This is a genomic window from Asaia platycodi JCM 25414 (genome assembly GCF_000614545.1).
Lineage (GTDB): Bacteria > Pseudomonadota > Alphaproteobacteria > Acetobacterales > Acetobacteraceae > Asaia > Asaia platycodi.
Genome location: NZ_BAKW01000014.1, coordinates 1 through 18282, shown reverse-complemented (window position 1 = coordinate 18282; position 18282 = coordinate 1). Strand labels below are relative to the sequence as shown.

The 18282-nt window shown below is 57.0% G+C and carries 14 protein-coding genes; 6 read left to right on the top strand and 8 right to left on the bottom strand.

All coding sequences use genetic code 11. The annotated features are described in order from the left end of the window. Positions 1 to 537 precede the first annotated feature (537 nt). Genes chvE through mmsB form a run of 3 tightly spaced genes read left to right on the top strand, consistent with a single transcriptional unit; the run spans position 538 to position 4479 of the window. Positions 538 to 1617, top strand: a complete 1080-nt coding sequence (gene chvE / locus JCM25414_RS10845; protein WP_025841667.1) for a multiple monosaccharide ABC transporter substrate-binding protein — start codon at positions 538 to 540, stop codon at positions 1615 to 1617. A 4-nt stretch (positions 1618 to 1621) separates the two neighbouring features. Next, positions 1622 to 3205: a multiple monosaccharide ABC transporter ATP-binding protein gene (gene mmsA / locus JCM25414_RS10840; protein ID WP_025841666.1), complete on the top strand. Its 1584-nt coding sequence runs from the start codon at positions 1622 to 1624 to the stop codon at positions 3203 to 3205. Positions 3206 to 3210: 5 nt separating this feature from the next. Then, a complete protein-coding gene (gene mmsB, locus JCM25414_RS10835; protein WP_025841665.1) occupies positions 3211 to 4479 on the top strand; it encodes a multiple monosaccharide ABC transporter permease in 1269 nt (422 codons plus the stop codon). 92 nt (positions 4480 to 4571) lie between these two features. Here the strand turns inward: mmsB and JCM25414_RS10830 are convergent, their stop codons facing one another. Then, the gene (locus JCM25414_RS10830) at positions 4572 to 5294 is read right to left on the bottom strand and encodes a hypothetical protein (protein WP_025841664.1); all 723 of its coding nucleotides are present in this window, start codon (positions 5292 to 5294) and stop codon (positions 4572 to 4574) included. Between the two features lie 560 nt (positions 5295 to 5854). Between JCM25414_RS10830 and JCM25414_RS10825 the strand changes: the two genes are divergently transcribed. Next, positions 5855 to 6916 (top strand): fatty acid desaturase family protein, encoded by a 1062-nt coding sequence (locus JCM25414_RS10825; RefSeq protein ID WP_148301059.1) that lies wholly within the window; start codon positions 5855 to 5857, stop codon positions 6914 to 6916. A gap of 466 nt (positions 6917 to 7382) precedes the next feature. On the opposite strand, the gene JCM25414_RS10820 is transcribed toward JCM25414_RS10825, so the two are convergent. Both JCM25414_RS10820 and JCM25414_RS10815 read right to left on the bottom strand, forming a co-directional pair. Continuing rightward, positions 7383 to 8258 (bottom strand): peptidylprolyl isomerase, encoded by an 876-nt coding sequence (locus JCM25414_RS10820; protein WP_025841662.1) that lies wholly within the window; start codon positions 8256 to 8258, stop codon positions 7383 to 7385. A 130-nt stretch (positions 8259 to 8388) separates the two neighbouring features. After that, positions 8389 to 8790 (bottom strand): winged helix-turn-helix transcriptional regulator, encoded by a 402-nt coding sequence (locus JCM25414_RS10815; RefSeq protein ID WP_025841661.1) that lies wholly within the window; start codon positions 8788 to 8790, stop codon positions 8389 to 8391. A gap of 84 nt (positions 8791 to 8874) precedes the next feature. Here JCM25414_RS10815 and JCM25414_RS10810 point away from each other — a divergent pair, with 84 nt between their 5' ends. Continuing rightward, positions 8875 to 9720, top strand: coding sequence for an SDR family oxidoreductase (locus tag JCM25414_RS10810; protein WP_025841660.1), 846 nt, complete (start codon positions 8875 to 8877; stop codon positions 9718 to 9720). 69 nt (positions 9721 to 9789) lie between these two features. Here JCM25414_RS10810 and JCM25414_RS10805 read toward each other — a convergent pair whose 3' ends face one another. The 4 genes from JCM25414_RS10805 to JCM25414_RS19350 are packed head-to-tail and all read right to left on the bottom strand — an operon-like array spanning position 9790 to position 15385. Beyond that, positions 9790 to 12945, bottom strand: coding sequence for an error-prone DNA polymerase (locus JCM25414_RS10805; RefSeq protein ID WP_025841659.1), 3156 nt, complete (start codon positions 12943 to 12945; stop codon positions 9790 to 9792). Then, a complete protein-coding gene (locus tag JCM25414_RS10800) occupies positions 12942 to 13202 on the bottom strand; it encodes a hypothetical protein (protein WP_025841658.1) in 261 nt (86 codons plus the stop codon). Before JCM25414_RS10800 ends, JCM25414_RS10805 begins: the two co-directional genes overlap by 4 nt. Next, complete coding sequence (locus JCM25414_RS19355; protein ID WP_051535831.1) at positions 13202 to 14566, bottom strand: DUF6504 family protein; 1365 nt, start codon at positions 14564 to 14566, stop codon at positions 13202 to 13204. The genes JCM25414_RS10800 and JCM25414_RS19355 overlap by 1 nt, the downstream gene beginning before the upstream one ends. Positions 14567 to 14608: 42 nt before the next feature. Next, positions 14609 to 15385 (bottom strand): ImuA family protein, encoded by a 777-nt coding sequence (locus JCM25414_RS19350; RefSeq protein WP_148301058.1) that lies wholly within the window; start codon positions 15383 to 15385, stop codon positions 14609 to 14611. A 260-nt stretch (positions 15386 to 15645) separates the two neighbouring features. Here JCM25414_RS19350 and JCM25414_RS10785 point away from each other — a divergent pair, with 260 nt between their 5' ends. Beyond that, on the top strand, positions 15646 to 16320 hold the full coding sequence (locus JCM25414_RS10785) for a DUF421 domain-containing protein (RefSeq protein WP_025841656.1): 675 nt from the start codon (positions 15646 to 15648) through the stop codon (positions 16318 to 16320). Positions 16321 to 16409: 89 nt separating this feature from the next. On the opposite strand, the gene sthA is transcribed toward JCM25414_RS10785, so the two are convergent. After that, a complete protein-coding gene (gene sthA, locus JCM25414_RS19345) occupies positions 16410 to 17762 on the bottom strand; it encodes a Si-specific NAD(P)(+) transhydrogenase (RefSeq protein WP_242403511.1) in 1353 nt (450 codons plus the stop codon). Positions 17763 to 18282 lie beyond the last annotated feature (520 nt).

Here is an 18282-nt window from a genome sequence, read left to right as displayed (position 1 = left end):
TCGAGGCGCAACAGCCGAAAGCAGAACGAGGCTCATCTGATCAGGCATCACGCCGATCAAGGGAAAATCCTGCATATCGGGCAGGCGGTCAAGCGTCCTAGAGACAGGGCGTCAGACCTGTAAAGCCTTGCTATGACAGGCATAGCGACAAGTCGGCTTACGAAACGAAGACCCTCACTCTGGGTGAAGCCACGTCGATAACGACGCAAGGCCCGACGCTGCACGCAAGCGCCGCTCACCAGAAAAACACACCATCAATCACGTTTGCGAGATAGCGTGCATTCGTTATTTATAACATCTATATGAGATGATTATATCATAACGTGTGACGATTCGTGAGCGGCCCAGGCACCGCGAGACCTCACAAGACGCCCTGGAGGGACATTAGCCGTTTACCCGCCGATGAAGATCTTCATCCGGCTCGTTCTCTGTTCGTCATGCCACCGGATAGGACCGGTCAAACATGACGAAAATCCCCTATTTGCCCTTCGTAGGACAGCAAGAATGCGAAGGGCCATTGCCTGGACATTTCGCGCCATGACCAAAATCCGCACTGGACTTGCCTGCTTTACCCTGGCCACGACCTGTCTTTTCGGTCTCGTAACGCCCAACACCGCGACGGCTGAGGAAAAGCCGGTTGTCGGCATCGCGATGCCGACAAAATCCTCCGCACGCTGGATTGCGGATGGCAATAATATTGTCAAAGCCCTGCAAGCGCACGGTTATGGCACCGATCTGCAATATGCTGATGACGATGTCCCGAACCAGGTGTCGCAGATTGAAAACATGGTTTCCAAAGGCGACAAGGTGCTCGTGATTGCCGCAATCGATGGCACAACCCTTACGGACACGCTTCACAAGGCGGCCCAGCGCGGCGTCAAGGTTATTTCCTATGACCGCCTGATCCGTAACAGCCCCGATGTCAGCAATTATGCGACCTTCGACAATTTTCAGGTTGGTGTGTTGCAGGCCGGATCGCTCGTAAAGGCCCTGGGGCTTCCCGAGGCGAAGGGGCCATTCAATATCGAGCTTTTCAGCGGCTCGCTTGACGACAACAACGCCTATTTCTTCTTCAACGGTGCCATGTCGGTACTCAAGCCCTACCTTGATAGCGGCAAGCTGGTCATTCCCTCAGGCCAGAAATCGATGGAAAAAGTATCGACCATGCGCTGGGACGGCGCTACGGCACAGGCACGCATGGACAATATCCTCAGCGCCTATTATTCAGATCGTCACCTCGACGCCGTGCTCTCTCCCTATGATGGCATATCGATCGGAATCATCTCTTCTCTGAAAGGGGTGGGCTACGGCAGTGGCGATATCAAAATGGCCTATGTCAGCGGACAGGACTGTGAGATTCCTTCCGTCAAATCTATCATCGCAGGCGATCAGTACTCATCCATATTCAAGGATACGCGCAAGCTTGCCAGTGTCACTGTGGACATGATCGAAGCCATGCTCGCCGGCAAGACGGTGCCGGTAAATGACACGAAGTCTTATAATAATGGCAACAAGATCGTACCGACCTATCTGCTGACGCCGGTTGTGGTCACCAAGGCCAATATTCGCCCTGTTCTGATCGATAGCGGCTATTATACCGCAAGCCAGATCGAGTAGCGCCATGAACCCGATCCTTGAGATGCAGAACATCGCAAAACGCTTCGGACCCGTTACGGCACTGAGCGATGTTAGTTTTTCTGTCGAGCCGGGCGAGATACACGCGCTTTGCGGCGAGAACGGCGCCGGAAAATCGACGCTCATGAAAATCCTGAGCGGGGTCTATCCCGCCGCCAGTTTCGACGGCAGAATCGTCTTCGACGGTGAAGAACGGCGCTTTGCGGATATCAACAGCTCGGAAGCTCTCGGCATTATCATCATTCATCAGGAGCTGGCGCTTATCCCGCTTCTCTCGGTGCAGGAAAACATTTTCATCACCCACCCTCCCGGTCGTTACGGTGTGATCGACCGTGATGCTGCCAGAAAGCGTGCCCGCGACCTGATGCGTCAGGTCGGGCTGACCGAAGACCCCGAAACTTTGGTCACCCATCTCGGGGTCGCCAAGCAGCAACTGGTGGAAATTGCAAAGGCGCTTTCGAAAAAAGTGCGTCTGCTTATTCTCGACGAACCGACAGCCAGCCTGAATGAGCGCGACAGCGCGGCCCTGCTCGATCTGCTTCTGGCTTTCAAGGCAGAAGGGCTCTCTTCCATCCTGATCTCTCACAAGCTCAACGAGATCTCACGCGTTGCAGATCGCATCACCGTGCTACGCGACGGGCGTAGTGTTGGTACGATCGATTGTCGCAACGGCCCGGCGGATGAAGACGAGATCATCCGCCTGATGGTCAATCGCGATCTCGAACATCGCTATCCTGCCCATATGCCGCAGATAGGCGAGAAGCTGATGACGGTGGAAGACTGGTCGGCCTGGCATCCGCTTCACCCCGACAGACAGGTCATCCGTCATGTCAATTTCCATGTCAGCGCCGGTGAGATCGTCGGCATTGCGGGGTTGATGGGCGCGGGGCGCACCGAATTTGCCATGAGTCTGTTCGGCCGCTCCTACGGCACACGCATCAGCGGCCATGTGACCATGCGCGGCAAGCCCGTCGATGTCTCGACCGTCAGTCGCGCTATTGACGCTGGGCTCGCCTACGTAACCGAAGACCGCAAGGAGCTTGGGCTGCATCTGAACAATGAGATCCGTCATAATATCTCGCTGGCTGAATTACGCGGTATCGCGAAAAACGGCGTGATCGACGAGATTGCCGAATTGCGCATCGCGCAGGATTATCGCGACAAGATGCGCATCCGCTCGCCGAACGTACAGCAGGCAGCAGGCAAACTTTCGGGTGGCAATCAACAGAAAGTCGTGCTGTCGAAATGGCTCTTCACCAACCCCGATGTGCTCATTCTCGATGAGCCCACACGAGGGATCGATGTCGGGGCGAAGTACGAAATCTATGCTCTGATCCAGCAAATGGCGGATAGCGGCCGTGGCTGCGTGGTAATCTCTTCCGAAATGCCCGAACTGCTCGGCATCTGCGATCGAATCTGCGTCATGAATGAGGGGCGTTTCGTGGGCGAGTTCACCCGCGAGGAGGCCACGCAGGAAAAGATCATGCGCGCCATTATCCGCAGCACGAGCACGCCTCTTCCCATTTCCTCCATACCCAGCGACGCGACCAACCTCGCCATGGGAGTGTGACCTAGATGAGTGAACATGTTCTGACCCCCGGCGGGTATACACCCTCCGACAAAGACAAAGCTTCCGGCAACACCCCGAACGGCCAGACACCGGGTGGGAGCCATCTCGGCAGCGGCGCGATGGGCCGCTTCATACGCAATAATTTGCGCGATTATGGCATGTTCATCTCGCTTGTTGCGATCGGAGTGTTTTTCGAGATCATGACCAACGGGACATTGCTGCGCCCGCTCAACCTGACCAATCTGGTACTTCAGAACAGCTATATCGTGGTCATGGCGCTCGGCATGTTGCTGGTGATCGTGACGGGGCATATCGATCTGTCTGTCGGCTCCGTCGCCGGGTTTACCGGCGCTGTGGCCGCAGTTCTGATGGTCCAGTTACACTGCAATTTCGTGGTGACGACACTCACCTGCCTGGCGACAGGCGCGCTGATAGGCGCCGCACAAGGCTACTGGATCGCCTATTTCAAGATCCCGTCCTTTATCGTCACCCTGGCCGGTATGCTGGTGTTCAAGGGGCTGGCTCTGGCATTGCTGGGCGGACAGTCTCTCGGGCCGTTCTCGACCGTTTTCCAGAAGCTCTCATCGGGCTTCATACCGGAATTTCTGCCCAAGCTGGGTCATTATAATCCGACCTCGCTTCTGCTGGGCGTGGCGGTCGCAGGTGCCATGGTGGTGGCCTCACTACGCAGCCGGGCGCGGTATCAGCGCAGTGAGATCGAGGTCGAGCCGCTTCCGCTGTTCATCGGCAAGAACATCGCTGTGTTCGGCATTATCCTTTATCTCGCCACACTCATCGCCAGCTATCGCGGTCTGCCGAATGTGCTGATCATCATGGCGCTGCTTATCGGCATCTACAGTTTTGTCACCAGCCGCACGACCATAGGTCGCCAGATCTACGCCGTGGGCGGCAATGTACGCGCGGCCAAACTCTCGGGCATTCGCACCGAGCGCCTGACCTTTCTGACTTTCGTGAATATGGGTGTGCTCGCGGCGCTGGGTGGGTTGATTTTTGCCGCCCGCCTGAACACCGCCACCCCCAAGGCCGGGCTTGGATTCGAACTCGACGTGATTGCCGCCTGTTTTATCGGTGGGGCATCCGCCTATGGCGGCGTTGGACGCGTAGGGGGCGCCGTGATCGGTGCACTGATCATGGGACTGATGAACAACGGCATGTCCATTCTGGGCATTGGCATCGATTATCAGCAGGTCCTGAAGGGCCTCGTCCTGCTGGGGGCCGTTTGCGTGGATGTCTATAACCAGCGCAGGGCCTGACAAAGCGCAGCTTCATTTAGTTACCGCGCATTTGTCCCGTTTTACGCGCTCATCTCGCAATATGGGCGCGTTGAAGCAGGCAGGCTGGGCAGTCAGAAGCGATAGCCCAGACCCAGTTCAAGCACAGGATAGACCGGCAAGTTGATATCATGTGCGATGCGCCGCCGCTCTTTCTCGACATTCTGCGTGAAAGAGGGCAAGGTGGCGGCCGGGCCTTCGGCGGCCATCGAAACACGAGGGTCTCCCTCAGCAAGAATTCCCGCGTCAACAGAAAACACGATGTTACTCACGATACGACCCGCGTAGCCCACACCGACATAGGGCGCCACCTGATTGGGCAGGATTTTCAGAGCAACGCGCCCTGCATCCTGCACGCTGTAGATCGTGCGCCCGATGCGGGCATCGCCACGCGGCGTCGCATTGGCCGTAACGCGGTTGCCAACGCCGTAAACGCCGAGAGAAAGCCGAAAACCTGTTCCCAACGGATAGAAATCGGTAGTCAGCCCACCATTGAAAAACCGGAAAGAGCCTCCGAAATTGGCGTCCAGATCGTATCCGGTAGTCGGATTACCATCTGAAAAACGGTGATGATAAATCGAGGAATCATTATAGGTGAAAAAATTGATGTTTCCACGAAATCCCCAATGGGAATTCGGAATGCGCAGGCTCACCTCTGGCCCAATGCCAAGCGTGCCCACGCGAGCGGAAACTGTCGGCTCGTAGCTCATGGGCAGCGTCGCACCAAAAGTCGGGCTGAGCGCCGCGCTGACGGCAACAAAAGAGAAAACGGTAAACTTCGGAAGCCTTAGTGACACGTGAATGCGCCCTTGCGTTGCACCTCGCCGAAATAACGAGGGACGTCGGGACATTAATGAATCGTATCGATCCGGCAAGAAAATTAATGATAGTGTAACGAAATTTATGTCGAGCTGCCACGTGAGAAGCGTAGCTGATCACGCCATGCCATCATGAGCGGCACGATCACATTGAATAACGGACTAAACACGCGTTATCGAGTTCGAACGACGCTCCCCCTGCCTCAACACGCAGCAAGAGAGCCTCATGATGAGTCTTGGGCCGCCACAATTTATCCAGCCTACACAGAGGAAAATATCGATACAGCGGGCAGAGAACCCGCTATACAGAAAAGCATGCTGAAAACGACAACGACTCCGTCGCCATGTGACGAAAATTAACACTTCTTAAGAAAAACAACGTCAAAGCTGCCTGAGAATTACGTAAACCCGCCGAATGTCGATTAATGTTACCTTTAAAAAGACCAAAATAGTCCTTTTAAAGGATATGCGGGGTTGTGGGCTAAGCTGCGTATGATACAGAGTCAAAAGTCCCTGGAAATCTTACATTGCAGAGCATCATGCCGCATCCGATCGCACCAGACACGAATGCCCCCTCTTGCCGTGCGGCCGATATCCGTTCCGTTAAAAACTATCAATCTCCCAATCACCGGACCAGCATATTTCAGGCTGTCACGACCATCGGCGGGATGATGGCCTGCTATGCAGCGTTGTATCTGGGTGTTGCGCATGGCCTGTATCTCACTCTGATTCTGATGCCTCTGGCGAGTGGCCTGGCGATCCGTACCTTCACCTTGCAGCATGATTGCGGTCATGGCTCGCTGTTTCGCGCAGCCTGGGCCAACCGGCTTGTGGGGAGGCTCTGTTCCCTGCTGACATTCACACCATATGATCATTGGCGGCGGCATCATGCTGTGCATCATGGCGACTGGAACAATATCGAAAGCAGGGGGCGGTTGTCCGACATTTATTCGGACTGCACGACGGTCAAGGAATATTACGCGATGTCGGCACGGCAGCGCATTGCTTACCGGCTTTCGAAACACCCGGTGTTCACACTTCTGCTGATGCCCCCGGTTATCTTCTTTCTGGTTTATCGTATTCCTTTCGACACTCCCCGTTCCTGGTTAACGGAGCGATTGGGTGTGCATACGACCAATCTCTGCCTGGTCCTGATCTATGGCGCCCTGGCCTGGCATTTCGGTATTGCAACGACTATTCTTCTGACTTTGGGCGTCGTCTACCCGGCGGCTGTGATCGGCGTCGCCCTGTTTCTCGTCCAGCATAAATTCGAGGGCGTTCACTGGGAACGCACGGAGCACTGGAATTCTTTCGATGCCGCCCTCACGGGCTGCTCTTTTCTGAGGCTGCCGGGCTGGCTCAACTGGTTTTCCGGCAGTATCGGGCTGCACCACATTCATCATGCTGCACCCGGCATTCCCAATTATCGTCTGGCTGAATGCCACGAGGCCCATAGCGTCTTTGGTGACGTCAAGGTGCTGGGCCTGCGTGAGGCGTTTCAGGAGCTGTTCCGCCACACATTATGGGACGAAGCGGCATGTTGCATGGTACCGTTCTCGACAGCTCATCGCGCACGCCCATTGGTGCCGGTTTCCATCTGAGATCGGCGGCTGCGTCTCGGGAGTAAGGGCGCCCAGTCCTGAGTTTTCTCCATGAGCAGCCATGGTCGCTGAGCAGAAAGCGTCAATCACGCCCTGCGTAATGGGCCTAAATTCAACGCGCAGGCGAGCCTGCCCAGTTTTCTGCCGGTTGATCCTTCGACCCTGATCACGCCCTTCAACATATGACGCCCCCACTTGATGGCGATTTAGCCAGATACATGGGGACATATCAGAAGCAGCACTGATCCCATCGATCTGCTGCAAACCATTTGCGGCATCTACGCTGGTGCCGGTGCCGGTAACCGTCACGAACCAGCGCTGTAATTTAGCGTGAGGTTTTGCGCGTTAACCGCGCCCGTATTACTGAACCAGTCTCACGCAACAGGGCTCTGCCATTACCTTGGCAACACCAATTCATCCGGTTGAGGCCCGTCAAAATACTGGATGCGCTGACAACGATGTCGCCTCATTCTTTCTCCCTTACCGGGACAGGCACATTGCAGAGCGTCACGCCTCGGGCCGGACTCACGAAGAACGGATCACGCCGCCCTGCTCTGGCCGCGAGATATGCCCGAAAACTGGGGCTATCCGTACGCATGACCTGCACCCGTTTCTGTACGGTTTGCGGCAGATCGGCGGCGAGCGTCACACTCTGGATGAGAACATTCTGATGAGCATCGGTATAAAATCCGAGTGGTCCGTTACCGCGCGGCAACGCGCTCAGAAACTCCATACCCATGACCACGCGACCGATAACGGCGAGATTGCGATCAAGCTGTCTTGGCGCCTCTCCATTGACTACATAAAGCTCACGTCCGTCCCCCGTATCTGGGGGCATATCCCGGCCTACCCCCACCGCACCGTAACAGTGGGCAGGCCAGATTTGCGTGCCATCGCTCCCAACGGGCCATCCCGACGCGATCCCGGCTCCAGGCGCATACGCTTCGGGAAAACCCAGGGGCCTGTAATCGAGACTAGACAGAAGGCGCTCATACTCAGCCGGAGGATGGCTCACAAAACCCGCAGGCAATGAGGCAGTCTCGTCCTTCACGCGCCACTGGACGACGTAATTATCCTGCACACGAATAATAGCGCCTCCATCCCAGGCGTGGGCATGTGCAAGACGCACGACATTGGCCACATGCACCGGGGCGAATTCCGGAGCGAGTTCGATAACGACACGCGCCCCATTACCCAGCTTCATGATCAGGAGGCGATCAGGGGAGACGTTTTGCCACGCAGCATCAGGTGCCTGTTCGACGATCTCGGCCGGGCTCAGTGCGGGCGCCGCAACGGCAATTATCGGAAAAGAGAGGACGATAGAAGCAAGGAGAAAGCGCATAACCCAACAATGCCCACACGCAGAAGTTTTGCACAGAATTTTGGCGATGACAGACATATTTTCGCTGAATGATCCGATCGGAGGCGGCCTGACAAGCAAGAAGCCAGACTTGGTCTGAGTAACAGGCTTTCTAGACGCCCGTCTCTTCTCGTCGAGAGGCCAGAACATCCGGCAATCTTGTCTCGATCCAGTCCGCGAGTTCAGAGACCTTGCTGGCAGCTTCCTGCCCGAGCGGCGTGAGGCTGTATTCGACATGGGGAGGCACGACATTGAACGCCACGCGGTTCACCAGACCGTCCCCTTCGAGCCATCGCAGTGTCTGGGCCAGCATACGCTCACTGACGCCGCCGATCTGACGACGTAACTCACTGAAACGACGCGTACCGTCTTGCAGCACAATCAGTACCAGCACGCCCCAACGGCTGGTAATATGCTTCAGCACCTCACGGGACGGGCATTGGGCAATCAGCAGATCACCGCGACGAAGCCGAACAGAAAGCGGCTCTGGGGCCTCCTTCGGATAATTCTTCATACTTACATTCCCGTATGTACTTACCAAAAGTAAGCAATATTCCTAAGTCTGGCGCGTGACAATCACAGCCGGAATGAGGCAAAAATGACAATTGCGATTACCGGGGCGAGCGGTCAGCTCGGCCAGCTTGTGCTCAACAGACTAGCGGAACAAGAAAACGCAGAGCCGATCATTGCTCTCATGCGCACACCGACAGAGCCAGTCTTGAACACTATCGAGACGCGTCGCTTCGATTATAGCCAAATCGAAACGCTCATCCCCGGATTGACCGGGGTCGATACACTAATTCTGATTTCCTCGAGCGAGATCGGCCAGCGCGTTACCCAGCATCGCAACGTGATCGCTGCGGCGCAATCTGCCAATGTGAAACGTATTATCTATACGAGTGTGCTCCATGCCGATGTTTCGGCACTCTCGCTGGCTGATGAGCACCGCGCGACCGAAGCAGCATTACAGGCATCGGGTCTGTCTTTCACGATCTTGCGCAACGGCTGGTACACCGAGAACTATACCGCATCCGTCAAATCCGCTCTCGAGGGAGGTGCTTTTATCGGCAGTGCCGGTAAGGGCCTGATTTCATCTGCCTCCCGCGCGGACTATGCCGAAGCTCTGGCGATCACAGCGACAGCCTCTCGCCATAGCGGAAAAATATACGAACTCGCAGGGGATACTGCCTGGACATTGGCCGAGCTGGCCGCAGAGATCTCGCGGCAATCGGGCCAGCAAATTCCTTATCTGGATCTTGCTGAAAACGAATATGCGCAGGCGCTCGTCAAGTTCGGCCTGCCTGACGGGTTGGCGTCTGCCATCGCAAGCTGGGATAGTGCTGCATCACGTGGCGCTCTTTTCGATGACAGTCATCAACTCTCTGCCTTAATCGAGCGGCCTACGACGGGGCTCGCTGCAAGCGTCGCCTCGGCTCTGGCGTAATCTTACTGCGACCCGAACCCTCTCACGAGCCAACTCCGGAATTTTCGGAGTTGGCCTGTTTGTTATCCTTCAATGAAAATCACGTGCCTTGAGCCTTGGCGCGACTGTGCCCTCTTCTTCCTCTGATACGGCAATGTCATGCATCAGAGGGGTCAGGTCTTCCAGACGCTGCATCACGACATGGATTACCTCGCCTTCGCGTTGCAGCGTACCGTGACAGGCGACGGCGTTGACGCCGATCACAATGCGGCGCTGAGCTTCGGCACGGTCTTTCCAGATGATGAGATTGGCCGTGCCGGTTTCATCTTCCAGCGTCATGAACATCACGCCATGGGCCGTACCGGGGCGCTGACGCATCAGCACCAGACCCGGCACCACGACACGGCTGCCATCACGCAAGACGCGCAGATCAGCGCAGGTCACCATACCACGCTGCGCCAGACGCGGGCGGAGAAAGGCCATCGGATGCTGGCGCAGGGTCAGACCGAGCGTGTTGTAATCTTCCACGACCTCGCGCCCTTCGCTCATGGGCCGTGGCGTATAATCGGGCTCGATCACCTCCGGGCCTGGGCGGTTCAGCTTGCGATCGGCGGCGGCAAAAAGCGGCAGCACCGTATCGGCCAGTCCCTTGATGGCCCAGAGCGCAGCACGCCGGTCGAGATTGAGCGAGCGAAAAGCATCGGCAGAAGCCAAGGCCTCAAGCGCGGAGACGGGAATATCGGCACGGCGCCAGACATCGTCCAGCGAATCATAAGCAGGAAAGCGATTGGCGATCAGTCTGGCAGCATGATCATTCGACAGGCCCTTGACCAGACGGAACCCCAGACGCACGGCGTGAGAACGCGTAGCAGACACGCTTTCCAGATGACAATCCCAGCGTGAGGCATTGATGTCGATAGCCCGCACATCGACGCCATGCTCGCGCGCATCGCGCACCACCTGCGCCGGAGCATAAAACCCCATTGGCTGGGAGTTGAGCAAAGCGGCGCAAAACACATCGGGATGATGGCATTTCAGATAATTCGAGACATAGGCGATCAGCGCAAAACTGGCCGCGTGACTCTCCGGGAAGCCATAGGAACCGAAACCCTCAAGCTGGCGGAATGTGCGCTCGGCAAAGTCGCGCTCATAATGATTGGCGACCATGCCCTCGATCAGCTTGGTCCTGAAATGCGAGACCCCGCCTGTGAACTTGAACGTCGCCATTGAACGCCGGAGCTGATCGGCCTCGCCGGGGGTGAAACCCGCACATTTGATAGCCACCTGCATGGCCTGCTCCTGAAAAAGCGGCACGCCAAGCGTTTTACCGAGAATCTGTTCGAGTTCCGGCTTGGGGTAATCCGGCAGTTCGATCCCCTCGCGACGACGCAGATAGGGATGCACCATGTCGCCCTGAATGGGACCGGGGCGAACAATCGCGACCTGCACCACAAGATCGTAGAATTTGCGTGGTTTGAGCCGCGGTAACATGGACATCTGGGCGCGGCTCTCGATCTGAAACGTCCCGAGCGTGTCGGCACGGCAGATCCTCTCATAGGTTTTTGGGTCATCGGGCGGGACGGAACTCATTTCCAGATGACGGATGCGATAGTCCTGCAGCATGTCGAAACCGCGACGCAGACAGCCGAGCATACCGAGCCCCAATACGTCGACCTTCATGAAACGCAGAATGTCGATATCGTCCTTGTCCCAGACGATAATCTGACGATCTTCCATGGCGGCGGGCTGAATAGGCACCAGCTCGTCCAGACGATCGCGCGTCAGAACGAAGCCGCCAGGATGGGTGCCAAGCTGTCGGGGAATTCCCACCAGCTCACCCGCCAGACGCAAGGTGAGCGCCAGAGCCCGGTCTGACAAAGAGAGATTCAACTCTGCCGCACGGGCCCTAAGCAGAACAGGATCACCCAGCGACGAGGCCAGATATTTCGATATCAGCCCGAGCACATCTTCAGAAAGGCCGAGCACCTTGCCGACGTCGCGCAACGCTCCTTTCGGGCGATAGCGCATGAGCGTGGCGCACAGAGCCGAATGGCTCCGCCCGTAACGGCGATAGATCCACTGAATGATCTCTTCGCGCCGATCGCTTTCGAAATCGACATCGATATCGGGTGGCTCGCGTCTTTCTACTGAAAGAAACCGCTCGAATAACAATCCCGACTGAATCGGATCGATGGCCGTAATGCCCAACACATAGCAAATGGCCGAATTGGCTGCCGATCCACGCCCCTGACAGACGATACCCAGCTCGCGCGCCTGATGCACGATGCTGTGTACGGTCAGAAAATAGGGCGCATAATCCAGGGAACCGACCAGATCGAGTTCATGCGCGATCTGCTTGTGAACGGCCTCTTTGACGCCAGCCGGATAGCGGCGTGGCAGGGCTTCGCGCACCAGGCGGGTCAGGGTCTGTTGGGGTGTTTCATCGGGACGATCGGTTTCCTGCGGATATTGATAACAGAGATCGTCCATCGAAAAACGACATTGCGCCTCGATTTCGGCAACACACGCCAAAGCAGCGGGAAAAGCCTCATACTGCGCTGCCAGCATGGCAGGCGCCTTGAGGGCGCGCGCTTCATGCAGTTCGCGACGCTCACCAAGCGCATCGAGCGTGCAATGCTCGCGAATGGCCGTCACCACATCCTGCAACACATGGCAGCGTGCCTCATGATACAGCACATCGCCGGTCACGACCGTCTCGATACCCGCTTCATGTGCCCACGACTGCACGGTGCACAGCCATTGAAGATCGGCAGGCTGGCTGCGTCGCGACAAGCCGCAATAGACGGGACTTTTCGTCGCCTGCCTCAGCCCTGCCAGACGCGCCAGCGCTGAAGAGATCTGCGCTTTGCCTCCTTCGGGCAGCATCACGCAGACCAGCCGGTCGCTTCCCTGTTCCAGATCCTGCCAGGTAAGGGAAAAAATCTCTCTCGGACCACGTCTATGGCCCAGCGTCAGCAGACGGCAAAGCTGCCCCCAACCTGCGTGATCTAGGGGATAAACCAGCAAAACGGTGCCGTCTGTCAGGTCAAGACGACAGCCCGGGATCAGCCTGACACCGCTTTGTTTCGCTGCATCATGCGCCCGCACCATACCCGCTACGGAATGGCGATCCGTCAGGGCCAGCGCCTTGTGTCCCTGCGCATGGGCAACAGAAAATAGATCATGCGGGGCGCTCACCCCACGCAGAAAGGAATAATAGGAGGTGACATGCAACGGCGTCGTCACGGCTTTTGATTCGCCTCATGAGGGTGCCCATGATGGCTGGTGTCGTGGGGGGGCACGGCCGCGCGTTTCATCAACACGAAGCCGCAGCGCGCCAGATGAGCGACCAGACGCGTGGCAACGAGACCCGCCATGAGTTCATCGGCATCATGCACGCGACGGCGCCCATCGAAACGCAGGGCATGGGTCAAGGCCTCGGCAATATCATTGGGTTCAGCAGCGCGCAGAACCTCGTCACGGGGCAGAAACTCCTCCGTCATCAGAATAAGCCGTGGACGAACCACGCCCCGTCGCCAGACCAGCGATGTGCCCCATCTCCGCTGCGAAACAGCCAGAAACGTTCACCGTTTTCGATTTCTACGATCCAGTAATCACGTATGGCTCCCGCCTGAGCTGCCTGCTGCCACCATGCCCCGTGCAGGCGCTCTGGCCCATCGGACCCGCGAACGGCGAGTGCCCTTCCCTGCCAGATGAAGCGCTGCGGACTGTCATCCTCTCCCAGATCGGGCGGGGCGATCGGGCGCGGCGGGGCGAATAGACGGGTGGGGCGCGGCCAGAGGGACACACCATGTGTAGTGCAGGGCGCTGCAAGACGCTGCTGGGCGGCTTCCGGAAAGGGCGCATGGGTCTCTCCCAGATAATAGACGCCCCGTAGCTCCGGCCTGTTGCGCAACCGTTCGGCCAGAATGCCCACCGCCTCGTCATTCATCCCGTGCGACGTACCCGCAAGATCGCCCCCTGCCATGGCAGAGGCCTGGCGCTCGGCACGATCGACCTGAAGACTCATGCATTCGATTCCGAAACCCGGGTCGATGGTCTCGATGCGTTCCTGTAACAGACGACACAGCCGCGCCGGGTCGTTTACCGGTTCGGATGTGCCGATGCGCACGGCCTGGATCCCCTCATCCACACGCTGACAGAACAGATCGACGCGACGTGCGCCCAGGCCCTTCTGCTGCAACAATCCTGCCATTTCCTCGATCAGCACCTGCATCACCAGCGCGATGCTTCCTGCCGTACCGATAGGTTCGACCAGATGGCGCTTCACATGAAGCGCAACCACAGGCTGTTCGAACAAAAGCGGCTCTTTCTGCCGGCCAAGCACGAAATCAAGCTGGCGCGCAGGCGCTGTACCGAAGCGCCGCGTCAAGGCAGCACGCGGGACCTCGCAGAGATCAGCAATACGGGTAATACCCAACACACGCAGCCGGTCGCATTCCTGAGCCTCAAGACGCAGGGCCTCGATCGGCAAGAAGCGCAAAGCCTGCCCAGCCTCTCCCTCGGAGACAACGGTCAGCCTATCCCGTCCGTAACGGGCCAGAGCATGAGCCGCACCGGCTGTTTCCGCCAAAGCCGCACGCACGTCATGGCCGCGCTCAGCCAGACGGTTTCTCACCGCTTCGAGCATGGCCATCTCGCCGCCGAACAGATGCGCACAGCCTGTCGTATCGATCCAGAGCCCGTCGGGCTGGTCGATGGCAACAAGAGGCGAAAAACAGCGGCACCACTCGGCCAGCTTCTGGAGGGCCAGGGCATCCTTCCTGGGCGCCACCTCTTCGGCCAGGAGATCCGGCACGAGACTGCGCGCCATAGCCAGAAACTGCCCTGCTGGATGCCGCCACATAAAGCCGCTTCGTTCGCCGCCACAATTTTCCGGCTCTGGCCTTCACGCCCGTACAATACCAGCGGCACGGCCGGATCGCCCTGTGGGTGTCTCTTTTGCCAGAGCGTCGTGCGCCAATGCGGTAGCCAGAGGGAGAGAAGACGGCGCGACATGATCCGTTCCGATCCTCCAGGAAAGGGATTCTCCACCACGGCAACGCAGCAAACTGAGTGAAAACGCCTCGGGGAAAGACAGTAGGGCACGGCGCCCGACCCTGATCGGATCGGAAGGAGCCGCACCAATACGCCAGCGCGTCCAGCAGGCACTTGGCGGCACGAAATGCTCATGACGATGCAGCAGAAATCCCGTCACCCCTGAGGCTTCGGCTGCCAAAACCAGGCGGCGCGAAGCCGTGAGAGAGAGCGGTTCGGCCAGATCGGCGACAACTGCTGTTATGCCCTTGCTGCGCAATACGTCTTCTACTGTGCCAGCCAGACGCGAGGGCTCGGCTTCGATGCAGAGCAGTCGCGCGGCGGACAGCCCGGCCTGGCACAGACCTGCCAGAACCACCTCCTCCCCCTGTGGGACCACCCAGACAACTGGTCCGGTGGCGCGCGCCAGAATCTGCGCGATAAACCGCGTAGGCCGCGCGCAGAGGCCCCGGTCATGCCCTTCCCCCAGAAATTCATGCACAACGCCTCGACGCAGCCCGCCCTTGAGCGCCTCGTCGACAGCAGGCAGCCCCGTCTCCAGATAAAGCATGGCAGAATTTTTCTGATAACGCTGCTCTATGCGCGCCACGCTATCGCGCAGCACAGCCATGCCCGGTCTCTCCTTCATGATGAGCCCTCCCTTCAATTTGGGCCGTATCATACGAACAAAACAAGAACAACTATCTTGTTTTTCGGACTTGAAGAGAATGAACACGAAAAGACAGGGGGCGAGGCATGGGTTATTTTTTGAAATCAGGGCTTTGCCTGATACCCACAAAGGAACGAAGTCCCTTTGGTCCCGTTTTTTTAATGTAACGGGGTAGAAAAAACCTGTTTTGGGCAAGGCTGTTAAGTCGCTATCGCGTTAGAAAAAAGGACCGGATTCGCGTGATTACCCTTTATCTCTGGGTCATTCTGAAACTCGTTATCGGGTTTGCCCTGATCATTTCCTATCTGAATGTCACCGGCCGCAATCAGATTGCCATGATGACCTCGGTCGATCTGGTAGGAAATTTCATTCTGGGCGGCGTGGTGGGCGGCATTCTCTATAACGACAAGCTGCCCATTCTGCATTACATCGCCCTGCTGATCCTCTGCATTGCTCTGATGGCGCTGTTCAATGCACTCTCACGCAAGATACCCGGCCTGCGCAAACGCACCATTGGCGAACCCATCACCATCATTCGCAACGGGCGCTTCCTGATCGAGAATTTCAAGGAAAACGCAAGCCGTATCGACATGAAGGACATCGCAACCGCCCTGCGCATGCAGAATATTTTCAGCTTCGACAATATCGATTTCGCCCAGATCGAGACGACGGGCCATGTCAGCGTCATCATGAAGGAAGAAGCCAAGAAGCCGTCACGCTTTCTGATCCATCGTGGCGAGGTTCTGGAAGCCGAACTCAAGATTCTCGAACGCGACGAGACATGGCTCAAAGCCGAGCTGGATTCAATGCAGCTGCACGATCTGGAAAATATCTTTCTGGCGGAATGGGTGGGCGATCACCTGCTTGTCGTCACTGCTGACGGTCAGGTGCATGGAAGCGCCTTGCCAGCCTGAATTGCCTCATTCTCACACCGAAGATCGGGCTCCCTCCTTTTGCGACAAAGACGTAAAGGGAGGGAAAATCACAAGATCCCTGCCGTCAGTCAGGATATGTCGTTCTCCTGCCGCGGCGTGATCCGGTTCCATGCATCCAGAGCCGCAATCTTGTAGGCTTCGGCGAGCGTGGGATAATTGAATGTCGCATCGATAAAGTAGTCGACTGTCCCCCCCAGATTGAGCACTGCCTGCCCGATATGGATGAGCTCAGTCGCCCCCTCACCAATGATATGCACACCCAGAAGCTTGCGATCCTCAAGAGAGATAATCATCTTGAGCATCCCGCCGCGTAATCCCATGATATTGCCACGCGACGTCTCACGAAGTCTGGCAATGCCACATTCATAAGCCAGCCCGGATTTTCTCACCTCTTCCTCACTCATGCCCACGGTCGATATTTCGGGCACAGAGTAGATTCCATAGGGAAAATACTGGGGTGTATGCGTTATTTCAAAAGCAAAGGCATGACAGGCCGCAAGCCGCCCCTGCTCCATGGAAGTGGATGCCAGTGAGGGAAAACCGATCACATCGCCCGCAGCGTAAATATGTGGAACATTTGTCTGGAAGGTCTTCGGATTGACTGAAAGACGCCCGCGCGCATCCGTCTCAAGCCCGCAAGCCTCCAGATTGAGCGCCCCAGTCGCCCCTGACCGCCCTCCTGTATAAAGAAGCATATCGCCCCGTACGCGGCGACCGCCTTCGAGGATAGCGACCGGTTGACCGGCTTCCATCTGGATCGCCTCAAGTTTCATTCCCAGTCTGAAACTGACGCCACGCTCTCGAAGCTGATGCATCAATTCAGCAATCAACTCACGATCGACAAAGTCGAGAACGTCTTCACGGGCATCGATAATGGTGACCCGAATATCCAGGGCACTGAATATCGTGGCATATTCCATGCCAATGACACCCGCTCCCACGACGATCAGGGAACGCGGCAGGCTATCCAGATGCACGATAGCATCGCTATCGAATATGATGCTGTCATCGAAAGGCACATGGTCTGGACGATGAGGTGTCGTGCCGACCGCAATCAGTATTTTCTCAGCCGAGACGACCGTGGCAGCACCCTCCTCTCCCAGAATCTCGATCCGGTGCGTATCGAGGAAGCGCGCCTGACCGTGCTGAACACGAACGGTGTTTCGAACAAACTGATGCTCGAGAACATCCACCTCGAATTCGAGCGTTTTTGAAAGCCGCATACGAAGATCATTCGCAGTGATCTCCGATCTGGCGCGATAGGACTCTCCATAGAACCCGCGCTCACGCCATCCAGTCAGATTGAGTACGGTTTCACGCAATGTTTTCGACGGGATGGTGCCTTTGTGAACGGAGACACCCCCGACACGAGCCTTCTGCTCGACAACCAGCACAGAGCGACCAAATTTGGCGGCCTGCACCGCGGCCCGTCGTCCCGCAGCCGCTGCCTATAACGACCAGATCGAAGTCATATTCGTTCGACATTACAGTCTCCCTGTTCCTGCCCATACATGCATCTCTCAGTCTGAAACGGGGCTGCTTATGGTTGTATGCATGGTCCGTTTACCGGACAAACGCGTCGGCAAGAAAAATTCAGGAGTGCGCGCAACTGGGAAACGTCATATTTTTAAGTACCTTACGGGAAAGCACCACATAATTGGCCAGATATATGCAATGACATGTATTGCTTGTGTCGGAGTCGTGATCTCGATCTGATGCGCGGTGAGACGCGCGCTATTGGCGCATATGTAAATGCCAGAATGATAGCGATCAGTCGCTATCGCTACCTTCTGCCGGTCCTGTTGTTCTGCATGCGGGAGGTCTTGTCTGACGCCATATGGTCGTGCCATCGGCTTCAGCCGAGCTGCCTTACTGGCCTGAGCGTGGGTTACTCGGCCTGATTTCGGGCTGACGATTAGCAGCTTATGGCTGATCCAAAGG

Excerpts from the sequence above, each read along its gene's own strand:
- mmsB (WP_025841665.1), top strand. The coding sequence starts at position 3,211 with ATGAGTGAACATGTTCTGACCCCCGGCGGGTATACACCCTCCGACAAA.
- chvE (WP_025841667.1), top strand. The coding sequence starts at position 538 with ATGACCAAAATCCGCACTGGACTTGCCTGCTTTACCCTGGCCACGACC.
- JCM25414_RS10820 (WP_025841662.1), bottom strand. The coding sequence starts at position 8,258 with ATGCGCTTTCTCCTTGCTTCTATCGTCCTCTCTTTTCCGATAATTGCC.
- JCM25414_RS10810 (WP_025841660.1), top strand. The coding sequence starts at position 8,875 with ATGACAATTGCGATTACCGGGGCGAGCGGTCAGCTCGGCCAGCTTGTG.
- mmsA (WP_025841666.1), top strand. The coding sequence starts at position 1,622 with ATGAACCCGATCCTTGAGATGCAGAACATCGCAAAACGCTTCGGACCC.
- JCM25414_RS10815 (WP_025841661.1), bottom strand. The coding sequence starts at position 8,790 with ATGAAGAATTATCCGAAGGAGGCCCCAGAGCCGCTTTCTGTTCGGCTT.
- JCM25414_RS10800 (WP_025841658.1), bottom strand. The coding sequence starts at position 13,202 with ATGACGGAGGAGTTTCTGCCCCGTGACGAGGTTCTGCGCGCTGCTGAA.
- JCM25414_RS19350 (WP_148301058.1), bottom strand. The coding sequence starts at position 15,385 with ATGAAGGAGAGACCGGGCATGGCTGTGCTGCGCGATAGCGTGGCGCGC.
- JCM25414_RS19355 (WP_051535831.1), bottom strand. The coding sequence starts at position 14,566 with ATGTGGCGGCATCCAGCAGGGCAGTTTCTGGCTATGGCGCGCAGTCTC.
- JCM25414_RS10825 (WP_148301059.1), top strand. The coding sequence starts at position 5,855 with ATGCCGCATCCGATCGCACCAGACACGAATGCCCCCTCTTGCCGTGCG.